Origin of the sequence: uncultured Comamonas sp., from assembly GCF_964277875.1 — a bacterium.
GTDB classification, from domain to species: Bacteria; Pseudomonadota; Gammaproteobacteria; order Burkholderiales; family Burkholderiaceae_C; genus Comamonas; species Comamonas sediminis.
Window position 1 is genome coordinate 104,322 of sequence record NZ_CAXYJV010000050.1, and the last position, 17,785, is coordinate 122,106.

At 64.7% G+C, this 17,785-nt stretch carries 16 protein-coding genes; 9 read left to right on the forward strand and 7 right to left on the reverse strand.

The window, feature by feature from the left end; genetic code table 11:
• Window positions 1–13 precede the first annotated feature (13 nt).
• Both ACHWUQ_RS21425 and ACHWUQ_RS21430 read left to right on the forward strand, forming a co-directional pair.
• Window positions 14–328, forward strand: a complete 315-nt coding sequence (locus ACHWUQ_RS21425; RefSeq protein ID WP_312836285.1) for a cupin — start codon at window positions 14–16, stop codon at window positions 326–328.
• Between the two features lie 77 nt (window positions 329–405).
• On the forward strand, window positions 406–612 hold the full coding sequence (locus tag ACHWUQ_RS21430) for a hypothetical protein (RefSeq protein ID WP_394682394.1): 207 nt from the start codon (window positions 406–408) through the stop codon (window positions 610–612).
• A 58-nt stretch (window positions 613–670) separates the two neighbouring features.
• On the opposite strand, the gene ACHWUQ_RS21435 is transcribed toward ACHWUQ_RS21430, so the two are convergent.
• Together ACHWUQ_RS21435 and ACHWUQ_RS21440 are read right to left on the reverse strand one after the other, a co-directional pair.
• On the reverse strand, window positions 671–2,392 hold the full coding sequence (locus tag ACHWUQ_RS21435) for a long-chain-fatty-acid--CoA ligase (RefSeq protein WP_394682395.1): 1,722 nt from the start codon (window positions 2,390–2,392) through the stop codon (window positions 671–673).
• A gap of 71 nt (window positions 2,393–2,463) precedes the next feature.
• A complete protein-coding gene (locus ACHWUQ_RS21440; RefSeq protein ID WP_394682396.1) occupies window positions 2,464–3,075 on the reverse strand; it encodes a hypothetical protein in 612 nt (203 codons plus the stop codon).
• Between the two features lie 218 nt (window positions 3,076–3,293).
• Between ACHWUQ_RS21440 and ACHWUQ_RS21445 the strand changes: the two genes are divergently transcribed.
• From ACHWUQ_RS21445 to ACHWUQ_RS21460, 4 genes are read left to right on the forward strand one after another with little or no spacing between them, the layout of a single operon-like run.
• The gene (locus ACHWUQ_RS21445; protein WP_394682397.1) at window positions 3,294–4,313 is read left to right on the forward strand and encodes an ABC transporter substrate-binding protein; all 1,020 of its coding nucleotides are present in this window, start codon (window positions 3,294–3,296) and stop codon (window positions 4,311–4,313) included.
• Window positions 4,314–4,322: 9 nt separating this feature from the next.
• A complete protein-coding gene (locus tag ACHWUQ_RS21450; RefSeq protein ID WP_312451375.1) occupies window positions 4,323–5,111 on the forward strand; it encodes an ABC transporter ATP-binding protein in 789 nt (262 codons plus the stop codon).
• A 2-nt stretch (window positions 5,112–5,113) separates the two neighbouring features.
• Complete coding sequence (locus ACHWUQ_RS21455; protein ID WP_239812177.1) at window positions 5,114–5,956, forward strand: ABC transporter permease; 843 nt, start codon at window positions 5,114–5,116, stop codon at window positions 5,954–5,956.
• 39 nt (window positions 5,957–5,995) lie between these two features.
• On the forward strand, window positions 5,996–6,661 hold the full coding sequence (locus ACHWUQ_RS21460) for a cysteine hydrolase (protein WP_239812178.1): 666 nt from the start codon (window positions 5,996–5,998) through the stop codon (window positions 6,659–6,661).
• Between the two features lie 55 nt (window positions 6,662–6,716).
• Here ACHWUQ_RS21460 and hrpA read toward each other — a convergent pair whose 3' ends face one another.
• The 4 genes from hrpA to ACHWUQ_RS21480 form a co-directional block, all read right to left on the reverse strand.
• Window positions 6,717–10,787 carry an ATP-dependent RNA helicase HrpA gene (hrpA, locus tag ACHWUQ_RS21465; protein ID WP_394682398.1) on the reverse strand — a complete coding sequence of 1,357 codons (4,071 nt, stop codon included), beginning with the start codon at window positions 10,785–10,787 and terminating at the stop codon, window positions 6,717–6,719.
• 80 nt (window positions 10,788–10,867) lie between these two features.
• On the reverse strand, window positions 10,868–11,626 hold the full coding sequence (locus ACHWUQ_RS21470) for a hypothetical protein (RefSeq protein ID WP_394682399.1): 759 nt from the start codon (window positions 11,624–11,626) through the stop codon (window positions 10,868–10,870).
• A gap of 48 nt (window positions 11,627–11,674) precedes the next feature.
• Window positions 11,675–12,280 carry a flavin reductase family protein gene (locus ACHWUQ_RS21475; RefSeq protein ID WP_394682400.1) on the reverse strand — a complete coding sequence of 202 codons (606 nt, stop codon included), beginning with the start codon at window positions 12,278–12,280 and terminating at the stop codon, window positions 11,675–11,677.
• A gap of 66 nt (window positions 12,281–12,346) precedes the next feature.
• On the reverse strand, window positions 12,347–13,342 hold the full coding sequence (locus ACHWUQ_RS21480; RefSeq protein WP_312409204.1) for a tripartite tricarboxylate transporter substrate binding protein: 996 nt from the start codon (window positions 13,340–13,342) through the stop codon (window positions 12,347–12,349).
• Window positions 13,343–13,605: 263 nt separating this feature from the next.
• Here ACHWUQ_RS21480 and argA point away from each other — a divergent pair, with 263 nt between their 5' ends.
• Window positions 13,606–14,952 carry an amino-acid N-acetyltransferase gene (argA, locus tag ACHWUQ_RS21485; protein ID WP_394682401.1) on the forward strand — a complete coding sequence of 449 codons (1,347 nt, stop codon included), beginning with the start codon at window positions 13,606–13,608 and terminating at the stop codon, window positions 14,950–14,952.
• An 83-nt stretch (window positions 14,953–15,035) separates the two neighbouring features.
• Here the strand turns inward: argA and bla are convergent, their stop codons facing one another.
• Window positions 15,036–15,884 carry a class A beta-lactamase gene (gene bla, locus ACHWUQ_RS21490; protein ID WP_312530576.1) on the reverse strand — a complete coding sequence of 283 codons (849 nt, stop codon included), beginning with the start codon at window positions 15,882–15,884 and terminating at the stop codon, window positions 15,036–15,038.
• A 157-nt stretch (window positions 15,885–16,041) separates the two neighbouring features.
• Here bla and ACHWUQ_RS21495 point away from each other — a divergent pair, with 157 nt between their 5' ends.
• Together ACHWUQ_RS21495 and ACHWUQ_RS21500 are read left to right on the forward strand one after the other, a co-directional pair.
• On the forward strand, window positions 16,042–16,917 hold the full coding sequence (locus ACHWUQ_RS21495) for a LysR substrate-binding domain-containing protein (protein WP_394682402.1): 876 nt from the start codon (window positions 16,042–16,044) through the stop codon (window positions 16,915–16,917).
• Between the two features lie 162 nt (window positions 16,918–17,079).
• Complete coding sequence (locus ACHWUQ_RS21500; protein ID WP_394682403.1) at window positions 17,080–17,610, forward strand: DUF3617 domain-containing protein; 531 nt, start codon at window positions 17,080–17,082, stop codon at window positions 17,608–17,610.
• Window positions 17,611–17,785 lie beyond the last annotated feature (175 nt).

The following is a 17,785-nucleotide window of genomic DNA, read 5'->3' on the forward strand; positions in this document are numbered from 1 at the left end:
GCGTGAAGACACCATGCAACGCATCATCCGCAGCCAGGACTTCACTGCCGAACGCCCCTGGGGCGCCCAGGACATTGCCCAGATGGACGGCACCAGCGTCCGTTTGCACTGGACGGACCAGCCCTACATCTGGCATGTCAACGACGGCGAGGAAGTCTTTGCGGTGATGCAGGGCCAGGTGGTGATGCACTGGCGCGAGGCCGGCGAAGAAAAGCAAGCGCTTTTGCAGGCCGGCGATATCTTCCACGCTGGCGTGGGCTGCGAGCATGTGGCCCACCCGCAGGGCGAGGCACGCATCTTGGTGATTGAAAAGGCGGGCAGCGTGTAGCCTGCACCCTACGTCAGGCTTGGCAGCGCAGACTGCATCCGCCTACACTGCCAGGCCCGGCACTGCCTCTCCAAGCCATGCATGAAGACCCACCCCGCGACAGCAGCGAGCGCAACGTACGCCTCTTTTTTGGTAGCCTGCTGGGCTTGTTCATTGCCGCTGTCATCGGCTTTCATGCCGAACCCAGCTGGACGGCATGGGCCTTGCTGTGCGTCATCTGCGCAGCGGTTTGCGCCTGGCTCGCGCTCCACTATGGCGATGGTTTCTGGCACAGGGCGCTGTAGCTGATGCGCTGGTGGTAGCGCATTCCTCCAATGCGCAGACGGGCCGCCTGCCCGCCAGTCACCGCTCCTTTTCCTGCAACAGGCGCCACATCACCTTGCCGCTGCCACTCTTGGGCAGCTGGTCCACCAGTTGCACCAGGCGCGGCGCCTTGTACACCGCCATGTGTTCGCGGCACCAATCGATGATGTCCTGTGTACTGACCATGCCCTGCTGCTCTGGCCGCAATACCACGACGGCCTTGACGGTCTCGCCCCGGTAGTCATCGCGGGCGGAGATCACGCAGGCCTCCAGGATCGCCGGGTGGCGGTACATGAGGCTCTCGACCTCGGCCGGCCAGACCTTGTAGCCGCTGGCGTTGATCATGCGCTTCAAGCGATCGGTCAGGAAGAAATAGCCATCGGCATCGCGGTAACCCAGGTCACCGGTGCGGAAAAAGCGCTGACCCGCCACCTCGACAAAGCTGGCGGCCGTGGCCGCAGGCTGCTTCCAGTAGCCCTGCAGCACCTGCGGGCCCTGCACCACAATCTCTCCCACCTCGCCGTCGGCCATGGGCTGCGCGGTTTCGGGGTCGATCACCAATGACTGCATGCCGATATGCGGCAGCCCCAGGCACTGCTGCTTGGGGTGCTCATAGGGGTTGGCGTGGGAGGCACCACAGGTCTCGGTCATGCCATAGCCCTCGATATAGTCCAGGCCCCAGACCTCCTTGACCCTTTGCGCCACCGATTGCGGCATCGCCGCGCCTCCGCCGCCCATGTAGACCAGGCTGCGGGTATCCATCTGCGCCAGGTTCGGGCTGGCTAGCAGATCGACCACCATCGTCGGGATATTGGCCCAGTGCGTTACCCGGTAGCGCGCCATCAGTGCAGCCGCCAGTTGCCGGTCCCAGCGCGGCATGATCACCAAGGTGGCCCCGGCACAGACCAGCACATGCATGATGGAGACCATGCCGGTGATATGGAACATCGGCGCCACCACCAGGTTCACGCTCTCGGTGCTTTGCCGGCCCCAGAGCACGCCCGCCATCGCCGCATGCTGCACATGGCTGTGCGCATGGATGCAGCCCTTAGGCAGGCCTGTGGTACCGCTGGTATAGGGCAGGATGGCCATGTCGCCCGCCGCCACCGCGATCGCCGGTGGCTCGGCAGTGCATTGGACCGCATCCCGCCAGCGGCTGACGGTGGTCGCACCCAGCCGGTCCGCAGCTGGCAAAGGCGGGTTGCCCAGCAACCAGGGCACCCAGCCCGGTGGAAAATCCGGCTGCGCTGCGGCATCTGCGGGCATCGTATCTGACAGATGGCTGATGAGCATATGCACCAGCTGCTGCGCAGGTGGCAGACTGGCGCTGGCCTCGCACAGTGCAGGCGCCAGATCGGCGGTGGTGATGGCCACGCGTGCATCGGCGTCGCTGATGTAGTGGGCCAGCTCGGCGGCGGTATTCATCGGGTTGACGGGCACCACCACCGCATTGGCACGCAGGACGGCATAGTGCGCCAGCACCAGCTGCGGGCAGTTCTGCATCAGCAGGATCACCCGGTCACCCTTGCGCACGCCCTGCTGGTGCAAATGGGCGGCCAGGCGCTCGGTCTGCTCGCACATCTGGCCATAGCTGATGGACTGGTCAAAAAACACCAGTGCGGCATGGTCCGGATAGCGGCGGGCGTTGACGGCCAGGTTGTCCCAGACCGAGGTGGCCGGCACCGTCAACCGCCGGGGCACGCGCCCAGGCCAGAACGGGGAAGTGGAGGTCGGTGCAGGCAGGTCTGCAGCAGAGGTCATGGCGTGTTCCGAACAGTCGAAAAGCGAGGTTCAGGCCAGTATGCCCAGCGGCCGGGGCAGCACCCCGTCGCTTAGGGGACCAGCGGGGGCTCCGCCTGCATCTGCACCCAATGCAACACCGCATGCCAGCGCCGGGCGGCGGCGGCCAGGCGCTGCAGGTCCGCACCGGGGTCGGCCTGGCGCCAGGCGATGTCGGCCATCACGGCGTCCTGCCACATCTGCGCTTGCTGCTCCACCTGGGCGCGCTGGAACTGGGCCAGCAAGGCCGCTGGCGACTCGCCCGGGGTGTAGGCATAGGGGTTGATGCCATGGCGCCAGAAGCGCCACTGCAGATGCAGCGCCTGCCGGGTCACCGCGCGGCCCTGCAGCCGCTGCCAGTGGTGAAAAGCCTCATGGGCCAGCCATCCGGCCATCAGTGGCTCGTCAAGGCGCAGGCATTGCCGGGGGTCCGATCTGGTAAAGCAGCTGGCCGGCATCGACACAAAGCCGCCATTGAACGACAGCGCCCGCCGCGTATCGCCGAGACGGCGAAGGTGCAGCCGCATGCGCGCCCAGCCCGGGTGCTGCGGCTGGCCAAAGTAGCGCGCCAGCAGCGCCCATTCCGCCGCGTTCAGCGGCCGGGACCAAAACAGTGCGCGCCGCAGCCTTGGCAGCCATGCGCGGGTCGATCGTGCCCCGGTCAACAGGCGCTCCTGCTGGAACGCTCTGCGCCAGCCCGCCAAAGCCGCCCTGGGTAATCCGGCTGCTGGTTAACACCGATCCTCGGGCAGCACGATAAATTGGATACTGAATACATAAAAGAACTTTGAACCGAAATTATTAGCAATTATTTAGGCACTGTTCTTGCATGGAACTGTTTTTCATTCGTCAGTTTGCATTTTCTGTATACAAGGAGTGGGTTATGACGTTCATGTTCAGCCGCCGTGCGGCCGTCTTCGCTTCCATGCTGGCAGCACTGGTGCCGCTGTCCCAGGCCCAGGCCCAGACGCAGACGCAGGCAACACACAAGATCCGTTACGAAGAGGTGGTGCGCTCCGTGCTCTATGTTCCCATGTATGTGGGTATCCAGAAAGGCATGTTCAAGGAGGCCGGCATCGAGATGAGCATGAAAACCTCGCAGGGCACCGACAAGGGCATGGCCGCCCTGCTCTCGGGCAGCGCCGATATTGTGCTGATAGGACCCGAGGCCTCGATCTATGTCGCCAACAGCGAGTCGCCCGTCAAACCCATTGTTTTTGCCGGGTTGACCGCCACCGACGGCTTCTTGCTGATGGGCCGCAAGCCCGAGCCCAACTTTGACTGGAAGCAGCTCCAGGGCAGCAAGATCATGTCCTTCCGTCCAGGCTCCAACCCCGATATCTTTCTGGAAGCGGCATTGCGCAAGAAGGGGCTGGATCCCAAGAAGGATGTCAAGCTCGTGAGCAACATCGGCCCGGCCGCCCGCACCGGTGCCTGGCTGGCCGGCCAAAACGACTATGCGACCTTCCTGGAGCCCGAGGCCAGCAGCCTGGAGAAGCAAGGCAAGGCTTTTCCGCTGGGGTCGGTGGGCAAGGAAGCCGGCATGGTCGACTACACGGTGTTCACCACCACCGATGCCTACCTGAAGAAAAACCGCGCCGCCGTGCAGGCCTGGACCCAGGCGGTGGCCAAGGCCCAGCAGTACACCGCGGCCGCTCCAGCAGGCGAGCTGGCGGACCTGGTGGGTGAGTACTTCACCGGCGTGAACAAGGCTGAACTGGTCAGTGCGATCGAGCGTTACCAGCAACTGCAGTTGTGGAAGAAAACCCCGATGGTCGAGAAGCAGGCGATGGACCAGCTGCAAGAGATGCTGGTGCAAGGCGGTGTGCTGGAGGCGAGCAAGAAAGTCGACTACGCGCGTTTTGTGGACATGGGCCTGGTGCAGAGCCTGGCCCAAAAATAAGGAAGTGCGATGAACCACCCCTACCGTATCCATGTCGACAACGTCTCGTTGCGCTACTTCACGCCCCAGGGCGAAACCCAGGCGCTGCAGAACATCAACCTCTCTGTCAAGGCCGGGGAATTCATCAGCCTGATCGGCCAGTCCGGCTGCGGCAAGAGCACCTTGCTGTCGATCCTGGCGGGCATCCTGCCGCCGTCCAGCGGCTCGGTGCTGGTGGACGGCCAGACCATCATCGGCCCCAACCCGCGCATCGGCTACATGCTGCAGCAGGACTACCTGTTCGAATGGCGCACCATTCTGGAGAACACCTTGCTGGGCGCCCAGATCCAGAACAAGGACCTGGCCGCCGCCGAAAAGCGCGCCACGCAACTGCTGCACAAATGCGGCATGGGCGACTACCTGCACCACTACCCGCGCCAGCTCTCGGGCGGCATGCGCCAGCGGGTGGCGCTGGCCCGCACCCTGGTCACCAACCCGGATGTGGTGCTGCTCGACGAACCGTTCTCCGCGCTCGACTCGCAAACCCGATTGTCGATTGCCGATGAGGTGGTCGATGTGCTGCGCGACGAAGGCAAGTCGGTGATCCTGGTGACACACGACATTGGCGAGGCCATTGCGATGACCGACCGTGTCATCGTGCTCTCGCGCCGGCCCGGGCGCATCAAATCGGTACACCACATGGATTTCCCCTCGCAGGGAGGCAAACGGCCCACGCCCTTCGAGGCCCGGGGCTGCCCGGAATTCAACGACTACTTCAATGTGCTGTGGGACGAGATCGACGCCCACGTGGAAGGATAAGCATGAGCACCGTCATGAACACCACCAACACGGCGGCCCCGGCCCAGGCCGACACCCGCAGCCCCGAATACCGCCAGTGGCTGGCCCAGATCCAGCGCCGCAAGCGCCTGGTGGCGCTGAGCCGCGCCGGCCTGTTGCTGGCATTCCTGCTGATTTGGGAGGTACTGGCGCGCAGCCACATCCTCAACCCCATGCTCACCAGCTACCCGTCTGCGGTACTGCCCACCCTGGTCGATCTGGCCCGCAGCGGCGACCTGCTGGGCCACACCTGGGTCACTTTCAAGGCCACGGTGATCGGCTTTGCGATCAGCATGCTGCTGGGCATCGGCATGGCCGCCCTGCTGTGGTGGAGCAGCTTTGTCAAAAAGGTACTGGATCCTTTCCTGGTGATTGCCAACGCCATGCCCAAGATTGCCTTTGTCCCGATCTTCTACATCTGGCTGGGCTCGGAATATTCGGTCTACGGCATGGCCGTTGCCATCTCGCTGTTCATCACCATCATGGTGGTCTATGAAGGCTTTCAGGCCATCGACCCCAACAAGATCAAGCTGGCCACCACGTTGGGCGCGAGCAAGTTCCAGGTGATGAAGTACGTGGTCTTCCCGGGCAGCGTGCCGGCAGTGATCGCCGCGATCAAGATGAACATCGGCCTGTCGCTGATCGGCGTCATCGTCGGCGAGTTCCAGTCCTCCAGCGCCGGGCTGGGCTTTCTGATCGTCAATGGCAGCCAGGTGTTCAAGCTCAATGTGGTGATGGCCTCGATCGTCGTGCTGGCGCTGCTGTCAGCGGTGATGTACATGGCGGTCACCCGGCTGGAGAAAAGCGTGCAGCACCGCTACGCCTGAGCGCTGATCATGATCCCCCATTTCAAGAAACGACAACCCATGCAGTTTGAACCCTGGATTGAAGAACGCGTGCTGGCCCGCCAGGGGGTGCTCCACCCCTATGACCAGTTCGATGCCGCGACCACGGCCTTTGTCATCGTGGATCTGCAGAACTACTACACCCAGCCCGGTTTTCAGGGCGAATGCGCACCGGCCCGCGCCATCTTTGGCCAGGTCAACAAGCTGGCTGCGGCGCTGCGCGCCAAGGGCGGCACCGTCGTGTGGATCAAGACCAGTGCCGACGGCGCCGACCAGTTCTGGTCCCACCACCACCGCCATATGCTGACGCCCGAGCGCAGCGCACGCCGGCTGCGGGAGCTGGGCAGTGGCCACGCCGGCTTTGCGATGCCGCCAGCGCTGGAGGTAATGCCGGGCGATCTCACCGTCGTCAAGCGCTGCTACAGCGCCCTCGCCCCCGGCGCCTCGGACCTGGACGCCGTCCTCAAGGCACGGGGCGTGCGCACGGTGCTGATCGGCGGCACCGTCACCAATGTCTGCTGCGAATCGACTGCGCGCGACGCGATGATGCTGGACTACGCCACCGTGATGGTCGACGACGCGCTGGCCGCCGTTACGCCCCATGAGCATGTCAACAGCTTGAACAACTGGATGCTGTTCTTTGGCGATGTGCTGACGGTGGACGAGGTCGCCGAGCGCCTGGCTTGACCCCCAAAAAACCGGCCATGGTGCGCCACGCAGCATGGCCGGCTATCACAGGGCCTTACTGCTGCAACTGCTGCCAGACCTTGTCCAGCCGCTTGCTGCTGACCGGGTACGGCGTGCGCAGCTCCTGCGCAAAAAAGCTCACCCGCAGCTCCTCGAGCATCCAGCGGTACTCCTGCATGCGCGCATCCACCTGGCCCTTGCGCTCGGCTACCAGGCGCCAGTAGCGCTGCTCCAGCGGCTGCAGCTCCTTGAGCTTGGCGGCATCACGTGCCGGGTCGGCCCGGTACTTGTCCAGGCGCGCGGTGATCGCCTTCAGGTAGCGGGCATAGTGGCCCAGTTGGGCCCAGGGCGCGATGGCGATGAAGTTCTTGGGCACCAGCTTTTGCAGCTGCTGCTGGGCGTCTGCGGTGGCTTCGGGGGCGTTCTTGGTGTCCTTGATCTTGCGCACGGCAGCCATGTACTCCTGCAGTACGCCAGCGGCCATGCGCGCCACCTCGTTGGCGATCAGGGTCAGGCGCCCGCGCCCCTCCTGCACCCGCTGCTTGAACTGCTCGGCATCGGCGGGCAGCGGCTCTTGCAGAAACGCGCGGTCAATCGCCACATTGATGATCTGCTCGCGCAGCTCCTCCTGCGTGCCCAGGGGCATATAGCCCACCGCCATCTTCTGCAGATCGGGGATGTTCTTCTCCAGGTACTTGAGCGCATCGCGGATCTGCAGCGCAAACAGGCGGCGCAGGCCCAGCGCATGGCGGCTGGCTGCCACCTCGGGCTCGTCGAACACCTCGATGCCGACACCGGAGCCGTGGTCGATCAGCGCGGGAAAGCCAATCAGCGTCTGGTTGCCCTTCTTGATCTCCATCAGCTCGGGCAAGGCGCCAAAGCTCCAATCGGTCCAGAGCTTGTCGGCCGCATGCACGGGCCCCGCCGGCTTGCGCGGGGCTGCACCGCTGCTGGGCGCCGGGGCCGCCTTGCCCGCCTGCTTGGCAGCGGCGGCGGGGGCTTGCGCCGGTGCAGCGGCGGCCGTGCCTTCGGCCTGTGGCGCGATCTTGAGCTCGGCCAAGGCCTGGAAGGCGCCGCGCGCCTTGGCGCCCCACTGGGCCTTCAAGGCACCCAGGTTGCGGCCCTGGCCCAGCTGGCGGCCATGCTCGTCGCTGATGCGGAAGTTCATGAACAGGTGGGGGCTGAGCATGTCCAGCTTGAAATCAGCGCGCTTGATGTCCAGCGAGGTCTCGTCGCGTGCCTGCTTGAGCAGCACCTCGACCAGGCTGCCGGCACCAAAGCGCTCTGCGCTGCCCAGCAACTCGGCCAGGCGCTGGGCGTTTTCAGCCAACGGCACAAAGCGGCTGCGCGGGCGCTGGGGCAGGCTTTTGAGCAGGGCCTGGATCTTGTCCTTGAGCATGCCCGGCACCAGCCATTCGGCACGCTCCTCGCTGACCTGGTTGAGCACAAACAGCGGCACCGTCACGGTCACGCCATCGCGCGGATCGCCGGGCTGGTGCAGGTAGCTGGCCGTGCAATCGACCCCACCCATCCTGATGGTCTTGGGGAAGGCGGCGGTCGTGATACCGGCGGCCTCATGGCGCATCAGCTCCTCGCGCGACAGGCGCAGCAGATCGGGGTTGCGCGCGCTCTCGTCCTTGACCCAGCGCTCCAGCGCCCAGCCGGTGCAGATGTCTTGCGGAATCTGCTGGTCGTAGAACGCATAGATGAGTGCATCGTCGACCAGCACGTCCTGGCGGCGGCTCTTGTGCTCCAGCTCCTCGACCTTGGCAATCAGCTTCTGGTTGGCCTGCAAAAATGGCAGGCGTGTCTCCCAGTCGCCCTCGACCAGCGCCTGGCGGATGAAGATGTCGCGCGCGCCTTGCGGGTCGATCTTGCCGTAGCTGATGCGGCGCTGGCTGTAGACCACCAGGCCATACAAGGTAGCCCGCTCATAGGCGGCCACCTCGCCCTGCTTTTTCTCCCAATGCGGGTCCAGCAACTGCTTGCGCAGCAGGTGCGCGCCTACCTGCTCCAGCCACTGGGGCTCGATGGCGGCAATGCCACGCCCGTAGAGGCGCGAGGTCTCGACCAGCTCGGCCGCCACAATCCAGCGGCCAGGTTTTTTGGACAGATGCGCGCCGGGGTGCGGATGGAAGCGGATGCCACGCGCGCCCAGGTAGCCATCACCCTCCTCGGTCTTGAAGCCGATATTGCCCAGCAGGCCCGAGAGCATGGACAGGTGCACGGCCTCATAGCCGGCAGCCTCCTCATTCATCGGCCAGCGCTGCTCCTTGACCACCGTCAGCAGCTGCGAATGGATGTCGCGCCACTCGCGCACCCGGCGGATGTTGATGAAGTTCTGGCGCAGCAGCTGCTCCCACTGCCGGTTGCTCAGCTTGTGGCTGGCCTCGTCGGCGACGCTGTCCTGCGGCGTGAAGGCGGCCAGCGGCGCGGCCGTGTCCACTGCGGCAGTGGCACCGGTGCTGCGCTGGGCCACCGGCAAAAAGGCGGCATTGCGCCCCATTGCCTGGCCCTTGGCCGGGGCCGATTGCTGGGCCATGTCCTTGCGGCTCTTGGCCACCACCTTGCCGCCGCGCGCATCCTGCAGCCATTTCCACAGCCGCAGGTAGCCACTGAACTCGCTCTTCTCGTCGTCGAACTTGGCATGCTGCTGGTCGGCCTGCTGCTGGGCTTCCAGCGGGCGGTCACGCACATCCTGCACACTCAGCGCCGAGGCAATCACCAGCACCTCGGCCAGTGCGCCGCGCTCGCGCGCCTCGACAATCATCCGGGCCACGCGCGGGTCCAGCGGCAGGCGCGACAAGGCCTGGCCCATCGGCAGCAGCTCGCCCTGCTCATCGACTGCACCGAGCTCGGCCAGCAGCTGGTAGCCATCGGCAATCGCGCGGCCGGACGGCGCTTCCAGGAACGGGAAATTCACCACATCGCCCAGGCGCAAGGCCTTCATGCGCAGGATGACGCCGGCTAAGGACGAGCGCAGGATTTCCGGGTCGGTGAAGGGGCTGCGCGACTGGAAATCAGCCTCGTCATAGAGACGAATGCAGATACCATTGGCCACGCGGCCGCAACGGCCGGCGCGCTGGTTGGCCGCTGCCTGGCTGACCGGCTCGACCAGCAACTGCTCGACCTTGCTGCGGAAGGAATAGCGCTTGACCCGGGCCGTTCCGGCATCGATCACATAGCGGATGCCGGGCACCGTGAGCGAGGTTTCGGCCACGTTGGTGGCCAGCACGATGCGCCGGCCGGTATGGCCTTCAAAGATGCGGTCCTGCTCGGCCTGCGACAGGCGCGAAAACAGCGGCAGCACCTCGGCATTGCGCAGTACCGGCGAATGCTGCAGGTGCTTGCGCAGGTGGTCAGCGGCCTCGCGGATCTCGCGCTCGCCCGGCAGAAAAATCAGAATGTCGCCGCCGGCCCCACCGCTCCACAGCTCGTCGACGCCATCGGCAATCGCATCGTTGAGGTCATAGTCCTTCGCATCCTCAAAGGGGCGGTAGCGCATCTCCACCGGAAAGGTGCGGCCCGAGACCATGATCACCGGCGCCGGGCCCTGCGGGCCGGCAAAGTGCTTCGCAAAGCGGTCGGCATCGATGGTGGCCGAGGTCACCACCACTTTCAGGTCCGGGCGCTTGGGCAGGATCTGGCGCAGATAGCCCAGCAGAAAGTCGATGTTGAGGCTGCGCTCATGGGCCTCGTCAATGATCAAGGTGTCGTAGGCCTTGAGCAGCGGGTCGGTCTGGGTCTCGGCCAGCAAGATACCGTCGGTCATCAGCTTGACCGAGGCGTCCTTGGACAAACGGTCCTGGAAACGCACCTTGTAGCCCACTACATCGCCCAGCGGGGTCTGCAGCTCTTCGGCAATGCGCTTGGCCACGCTGCTGGCCGCAATACGCCGGGGCTGGGTGTGGCCGATCAGGTGGCCGCGCACCTCCCCCTTGTCATTGGGGGTGGCATTGATCTTGCCTCGGCCCAGGGCCAGTGCAATCTTGGGCAGCTGGGTGGTTTTGCCCGATCCGGTCTCGCCGCAGACGATGATGACCTGGTGGCGGTCCATGGCCTCCATGATTTCATCACGGCGGGCGGAAACTGGCAGGGATTCGGGAAACGTAATCTTGAGCGACATAGGGGCAGCATTATCCCCGCAGCAGGCCTCCACCGGTTGCGAAGCCGCAACAACGCCTTGGCCCGCGCAGGCTTTGCCGCTCAATCGCTGCTGCCGCCCCCGCAGCTGCTACCGCCACAACTGCTGCCACTGCAGCCGGACGAGCCGCCATCGCTGTCTGCACTCGTGCTGCTGGCCATATCGGTGCCATCACCAGCGCTGCTGCTGTCGCCCCGGTGGTGGCTGCTGTCGCTGCCCGATACCGGGCTGGACATGGTGTCGGTGCTGCTGCTGGCCGCAGCGGACGCCTGCGCAAAGGCCGCTGCCCATTGGTCCAGCAGCTCCGGCGGGTAGTGCCAGCCGTCCTCGATGGCCGCAGCAGCGTCGAGCGCAAACAGCAGCGGAATGCCGCCCAGCAGCGCACCCACCATATAGCGCCGGGTGTGCATCGCCGCATTCCAGCTTGGCTGCATCTGCGCTGCCCGGTCCAGCGAAGCCCCAGCGCTGGATGATTGCGCCGGCAGGTGGTGGAGCATATGCCCAAAGGCGCGCTGGCAAAACTGCTGGTAGCGCCGCGTATCCAGAATGAACGCATGCCACAGCGCATCGGCCAGGCGCGAGGGCATCTGCAGCTGCGCGCGCGGCGCCAGCCAGTGCATGATGAAAAACTGGCGCAGCGCCTCTTCGGCCTGCGCCAGGCTCGCATCGTTCAGGTAGGGGTGGTCACGCCAGATCGCCTTGCGGTAGGCGGCGTCCAGCCAGTACTGCTGCAAAAAACGCAGTTGCCGGCGTTTGCGCAGCATGCGCCAGCCCAGCACGGCCAACAGCGCCGCAACGATGGCGGCAAAGATCAGAAACATCAGACCCGCCCCGCGCCGGCTTGGGCGCGGCAGCAGCCAGGGGCGCGATCAAACCTTGGGCACCGGTACATCAATGGCCTCCCCGATGGCATAGAAATGGCCGCCCGCGACATAGTGCAGCGTGCGCAGCGCCTGTGGCGCGGTTTCGAAATGCCAGTGGCCGTCCCGGAACACCCGGTCGTCGGCCCAGGCCGCGGTGACCTCGCCAATGAACAGGTCATAGCTTTGCTGGTTATGGGGCTCGGGCACCAGCCGGCATTCCAGCCAGGCGGCGCATCCCGCCACCAGCGGGGTCTGCTGGCCTGGCGCATCGAACAGCTGCACACCCAACCGGGCCAGCTTGTCCGGGTGCTGCAGCGCGCTGAGGGTGCCCAGCTCCACCGCCAAGGCGGCGATGGGCACGGTGGGCAGCTGCAGCGCAAAGCGGCCGCTGGCCTCCACCAGCGCGCGGGTGCGGGTGGCCTTGTCCAGCACCACGGTCACCTTGGCCGGTGAGAAATCGAGCGCGCAGGCCCAGGCAGCGGCCATCACATTGCGCTCGGCGCCATCGGCGGCCGACACCAGCACCGTGGGCCCGTGGTTGAGCAAGCGGTAGGCCTTCTCCAGTGCGACGGGTTGAAAATGGGGATCGGCACTGCCAGAGATCAGGTCCATAGGTGGGTCTGCAAGTACAAGATCCCTCCATTGTGCATGTCTGCGTCGCGCTGCACAGGTTGTGGCTCAATCGATGCGGATCTTCGCGGTCTTGACCACCCGTGCCCATTTGTCGATCTCGGACTGCAGGCGCTGCGCCATCTCTTCGGGCGTGCCGGGATCGGCCTCGGCACCGGCGACATACAGGCGCTGGCGCACCTCCGGGTTCCGCATCACCTGGTTGAAATCGGCATTGACCTTGGCAACCACCTCCTTGGGCGTGCCGGCCGGCGCAAACAGCGCTGCCCAGGAATAGGCCTCGTAGCCGGCCAGGCCCTGCTCGGCAATGGTCGGCACCTCGGGCATCAGCGCCGAGCGCTTGGGGCTGGCAACACCGAGCACCCGCACCTTGCCGCTCTTGATATGGCCAATGGCGGTGGGCGCATCGCTGAACATCATCGCCACCTGGCCACCCAGCACATCGGTCATCGCCGGAGCGCTGCCCTTGTACGGAATGTGCAGCAGCTGGGTGCCCGCATGCATGTTGAACAGCTCGCCCGCCAAATGGGTGCCGCCGCCATTGCCCGAAGACGCAAAGGCCAGGTTGCTTCCGGGCTTTTTGGCCAGCGCGATCAGCTCCTGCACATTCTTGGCCGGCACGCTGGGGTTGACCACCAGGAACACCGGGAACATGGCCGCAAAGCTCACCGGCACAAAGTCCTTCTGGATGTCATAGCCCAGCCTGGCATGCAGCGACGGGTTGACCGAATGGTGGATCGCGCCCACAAACAGGCTGTAGCCGTCGGCGGGCTGGCGGGCTGCGGTCTCCGCACCGATGATGCCGCCGCCACCGGCGCGGTTGTCGATAAACGTGCCCTGGCCCCACAGCTGGCCCAGCGGCGGTACAAAGGCCCGCGCCGTCGTGTCGACCGGGCCACCGGGCGGAAACGGAACGATGAATTTGACCTGCTTGTTGGGGTAGTCGGCCGCATGCGCAGCCCCCGCATGCAGCAGGGGCAGGCCGGCGGCTAGGGGCGCTGCGCCCAGCGCCAGCAGCTGGCGGCGGTTGATGGTGGTGGTCATGCTTGTCTCCAGGCTATTTTTTGCGAAACCGCCATCATCGGCCCGGCGCGCTGCTTTGCCCACACCCGCGCCGTTTGTGATTGCGAAACCTCCACTTCGCGCCAGCAGAAATGAAACAGGCGCCATTGATGGTTTTTTCCCATGGCCACAGGCCCGATTCCGGTGCGAACTGCATGCAGGGGCGCCATGTTTGTATAACAATAGCGGCAGCTGCAAACCGCCGATCTGGCGTGCTTCTAGGAAATACCCCACCCCCACCCCCCATGTCCGCTGTATTCAATTTCACCTTTGTGCCCTGGTTCCGTTCGGTGGCGCCTTATATCCATAAGTTTCGCAACCAGACTTTTGTAGTGGGCGTGACAGGTGAGGCGATTGCAGCGGGCAAGCTGCAATCCATTGCCCAGGATCTGGCCTTGATCCAGGCGCTGGGTGTCAAGATCGTGCTGGTGCATGGTTTCCGGCCCCAGGTGAATGAGCAGCTCGCCGCCAAAGGGCATGCGCCGCGCTATTCGCATGGCATCCGCGTGACCGATTCGGTCGCGCTCGATTGCGCCCAGGAGGCCGCTGGCCAGTTGCGCTTCGAGATTGAAGCGGCCTTCAGCCAAGGTCTGCCCAATACGCCGATGGCGGGCGCCACGGTGCGGGTGATCTCGGGCAACTTTGTCACCGCGCGCCCGGTTGGCATTGTCGATGGCGTGGACTTCATGCACTCGGGCCTGGTGCGCAAGGTCGATGTTGGCGGCATCCACCGCACCCTGGACATGGGCGCGATGGTGCTGGTGTCGCCCTTTGGCTTCTCGCCCACCGGCGAGGCCTTCAACCTCAGCATGGAAGAAGTGGCCACGCGCGTGGCCATCGAGCTCAAGGCCGACAAGCTGATGTTCCTGACCGAGGTGGCCGGCATTCGCCAAAGCCCGCTGGAGGCCGAGAGCGAAGAAAACCCCATCGACACCGAGCTGCCGCTGGATGCGGCGCAAAAACTGCTGGCCGAGCTGCCCCCGGCCACCGTGCCCACCGATGTGGGCTTTTACCTGCAGCACTGCGTCAAGGCCTGCAAGGAAGGCGTGGAGCGCAGCCACATTCTGCCGTTTGCGACCGACGGCGCGCTGCTGCTGGAAATCTATGTGCACGATGGCATTGGCACGATGGTGATCGACGAGCGCCTGGAAGAGCTGCGCGAAGCCAAGCCCGACGATGTCGGCGGCATTCTGCAGCTGATCGAGCCCTTCGAGAAGGACGGCACCCTGGTCAAGCGCAGCCGTACCGAGATCGAGCGTGACATCTCTGCCTACACGATCATCGAGCACGATGGCGTGATCTTCGGCTGCGCCGCCCTCTACCCGTACCCGGAAGCGGGCACCGCCGAAATGGCCGCCGTCACCGTATCGCCGCAAAGCCAGGGCACCGGCGATGGCGAAAAATTGCTCAAGCGCATCGAGCAACGCGCCCGTGCCACGGGCTTGAAGAGCATTTTTGTGCTGACCACCCGGACGATGCACTGGTTCCTCAAGCGCGGCTTCCAGCCGGTGGATCCCGACTGGCTGCCCGAGCAGCGCAAGGCCAAGTACAACTGGAGCCGCAAGAGCCAGGTGCTGGTCAAGTACCTGTGATCGGGCCGGCTTGAAGCGCGCACAGCAAAACTGCCCCTGACCCGGGGCAGTTTTTTCTCCATGCCGGCGCTATCGGTGCCGCCTTAGCCCCAGAGCTTGACCACTTCGGCCGCCACGGCGGCCAGTGCGGCATCGCGGGCCTTGGGCTCAGCCTTGCATTCGGTCAGATAGCTGGTCACCAGGATGGGGGCACCACCGCCTGGCGGCCACAGCAGGCCCACATCATTGCGCGTGTCTGGACCGGCTCCGGTCTTGTCGCCTACCTTCCAACCCTTGGCGCCCGCGCGCAGGCAGTTGTCCCCGGTGGTGTTGGCAAGCAGCCAAGCTACCAGCTTGTCGCGGCTTGCCGGGCTCAGGGCGGTACCCAGGGTCAAGGTCTGCATGCTGGTCAGCATGGCCAGCGGGCTGGTCGTATCACGTACATCGCCAGGCTTGGACTCGCTCATGGCAGGCTCGATGCGATCCAGCCGCGTGACCTGGTCTTTCAAGCTGCGCATGTAGGCGGTAAAGCCTGCGGGGCCGCCGACACGCTCCAGCAGCAGATTGGTAGCACCGTTGTCGCTCACCGTGACGATGGCGTCGCAAAGCGCGTCGACCGTCATCGGCGCCTTGCCAGCAAACTTCTCGATAACCGGCGAATAGCTCACCAGCGCCGACCGGTCAAAGGTGACCTGTGCATCCAGCTTTTCCTGCCCTGCATCCACGCGGGACAGCACCTGGCCCGCCAGCAGCATCTTGAAGGTACTGCACATCGGGAAACGCTCATCCTGGCGCCAGCCCAGTGCCACGCCCGTGCCGGTGTTCAGCACCGACACCCCCAGCCGCCCGCCCACCGAGCGCTCCAGCGCCTCCATCGCGCGGAGAAACGCCCGCTCCGCGGGCGAACGAAGCGCAGGTGTGGCCGCCCAGGCGCGCGACGAGGTCGCTATCATGCTCGCCGCACCCATAGTCAAGAAAAACTTTCTTCTGTACACTGATTCACTCCTTAGAATTCATGGTTCATCGATAGATGACACTGAATTTACCGGGTTAGCGACGTTTTTACCAACGATGAAAACCAAGAAAACCCACAAGAAAAACTTATAGCTTATGCACCTGCCTCTGAATGCCCTGCGCGCTTTCGATGCCGCTGCACGCCACCTCAACCTGACGCGGGCGGCGCTGGAGCTGCATGTGACCCAGGCTGCCATCAGCCAGCACATACGACAGTTGGAGGACCAGTTGGGCAAGCCGCTGTTTCGCCGCCTGCCACGCGGCCTGGCACTGACCGATGAGGGCATGGCCCTGGTGCCGGTGGTGGCCCAGGCCTTTGGCAGCCTGTCGCGGGCGCTGGCGCAGGTACAGGACCGGAGGCCGCACGAGGTGCTGTCCGTGGGCGTGGTGGGCACGTTTGCCGTGGGCTGGCTGCTGCCCCGGCTGCGGGCCTTTCAGGAAGCCCACGCCTTTGTCGACCTGCGGCTGTTCACCCACAACAACCGGGTGGACCTGGCTGGCGAGGGCTGGGATTGTGCGATCCGCTTTGGCGACGGCGCCTGGCATGGCACAGCGGCCCGGCAACTGCTGCAGGCACCGCTGACGCCGATGTGTGCACCAGCCATCGCCGCACGGATACAGCAACCGGCCGACCTGGCCCATGAGACCTTGTTGCGCTCCTACCGCGCCGGAGAGTGGGAGCAGTGGTTTGCCCATACCCGGCAGACCTGTCCGACGCTGCGTGGCACGGTCTTCGACTCCTCGTTGACCCTGGCTGAGGCAGCTGCGCAAGGACTGGGTGTTGCGCTGCTGCCGTTGCGGCTGTTTTCCCGCGATCTGCAGGCCGGCCGCCTCGTGGCGCCGCTGGCGCAATGTCTGGATACCGGCAGCTACTGGCTGACCCAGCTGAAGTCGCGCAGCCCCTCGCTGGCCATGCAGACGTTCGAGCGCTGGCTGCTGGAGCAGTGCAGCCCACCAGCCGCTGGCCAGTAGCCGGCCGCGATGGTCTCGGGGCCCAGGCCGGGCCGTCTCCTACAAAGGCCCCGGCGCTTGTCAGACAGTGGGTAAACCAGGCCACGCCTACGATAGGCAGTGACGCGTTCCTGTACAACAAGTCTGCGTCTACGCAGAACCACAACCACCGAGAGGACATCCATGCTTTCCACCCGCTATATCGCCTCCCTGTCCGCTGTTACTGCCGCCTTGCTGGCTGCAGGTTGCGCCTCTACCGGCGACATCGAAGACCTGCCGCGCCCCAAGTCGGGCCACTGGCAAATCAGCTCCACCGACCAGGATGGCCAGACGGTCCAGTTCCAGGACTGCATGGACAAGGACACTTTCTACAAGACGCGTGAGCTGCAAAAGGCCAAGTACGATGTGCAGCAATGCAAGACGAGCAGCCTCCGGGACAGCAATGGCTGGCAGTTCACCTCCAACTGCAAGGTAGGCCAGACGGAGCAGCGCATCGAGAGCAGCCGCAAGATCAGCGGCGATTTCCAGCACAACTTCCATGTGCTGTCGGTCACCAAACAGCAGATGCCCAATGGCAGCACCGTGGAGACCACCCGCAACATCAAGGGCGAATACCTGGGCGCCTGCCCCGCCGGCATCCATCCTGGCGACCGCGTATTCGACGGTGGCGGCAAGATCAACTTCTACGACGTTACGGGCCTGAGCCCCAAGTAAGGTTTGGCACCTGTCCAACAGCCCGGCCATGCCGGGCTTTTTTACGTCTGCACGCCGGGCCATTTTGCTGATCCAGATCTAGAAATGGGTGATTCAGATACAGTACGATGTTCAGCCGTTGGACTGCGGCCCGCCCTGTGCTGCCTGCGCTGGCGCTGCCGGCCAGCCCATGCAG

Excerpts from the sequence above, each read along its gene's own strand:
- ACHWUQ_RS21425 (WP_312836285.1), top strand. The coding sequence starts at position 14 with ATGCAACGCATCATCCGCAGCCAGGACTTCACTGCCGAACGCCCCTGG.
- ACHWUQ_RS21430 (WP_394682394.1), top strand. The coding sequence starts at position 406 with ATGCATGAAGACCCACCCCGCGACAGCAGCGAGCGCAACGTACGCCTC.
- ACHWUQ_RS21435 (WP_394682395.1), bottom strand. The coding sequence starts at position 2,392 with ATGACCTCTGCTGCAGACCTGCCTGCACCGACCTCCACTTCCCCGTTC.
- ACHWUQ_RS21445 (WP_394682397.1), top strand. The coding sequence starts at position 3,294 with ATGACGTTCATGTTCAGCCGCCGTGCGGCCGTCTTCGCTTCCATGCTG.
- ACHWUQ_RS21450 (WP_312451375.1), top strand. The coding sequence starts at position 4,323 with ATGAACCACCCCTACCGTATCCATGTCGACAACGTCTCGTTGCGCTAC.
- ACHWUQ_RS21455 (WP_239812177.1), top strand. The coding sequence starts at position 5,114 with ATGAGCACCGTCATGAACACCACCAACACGGCGGCCCCGGCCCAGGCC.
- ACHWUQ_RS21460 (WP_239812178.1), top strand. The coding sequence starts at position 5,996 with ATGCAGTTTGAACCCTGGATTGAAGAACGCGTGCTGGCCCGCCAGGGG.
- hrpA (WP_394682398.1), bottom strand. The coding sequence starts at position 10,787 with ATGTCGCTCAAGATTACGTTTCCCGAATCCCTGCCAGTTTCCGCCCGC.
- ACHWUQ_RS21470 (WP_394682399.1), bottom strand. The coding sequence starts at position 11,626 with ATGTTTCTGATCTTTGCCGCCATCGTTGCGGCGCTGTTGGCCGTGCTG.
- ACHWUQ_RS21475 (WP_394682400.1), bottom strand. The coding sequence starts at position 12,280 with ATGGACCTGATCTCTGGCAGTGCCGATCCCCATTTTCAACCCGTCGCA.
- ACHWUQ_RS21480 (WP_312409204.1), bottom strand. The coding sequence starts at position 13,342 with ATGACCACCACCATCAACCGCCGCCAGCTGCTGGCGCTGGGCGCAGCG.
- argA (WP_394682401.1), top strand. The coding sequence starts at position 13,606 with ATGTCCGCTGTATTCAATTTCACCTTTGTGCCCTGGTTCCGTTCGGTG.
- bla (WP_312530576.1), bottom strand. The coding sequence starts at position 15,884 with ATGATAGCGACCTCGTCGCGCGCCTGGGCGGCCACACCTGCGCTTCGT.
- ACHWUQ_RS21495 (WP_394682402.1), top strand. The coding sequence starts at position 16,042 with ATGCACCTGCCTCTGAATGCCCTGCGCGCTTTCGATGCCGCTGCACGC.
- ACHWUQ_RS21500 (WP_394682403.1), top strand. The coding sequence starts at position 17,080 with ATGCTTTCCACCCGCTATATCGCCTCCCTGTCCGCTGTTACTGCCGCC.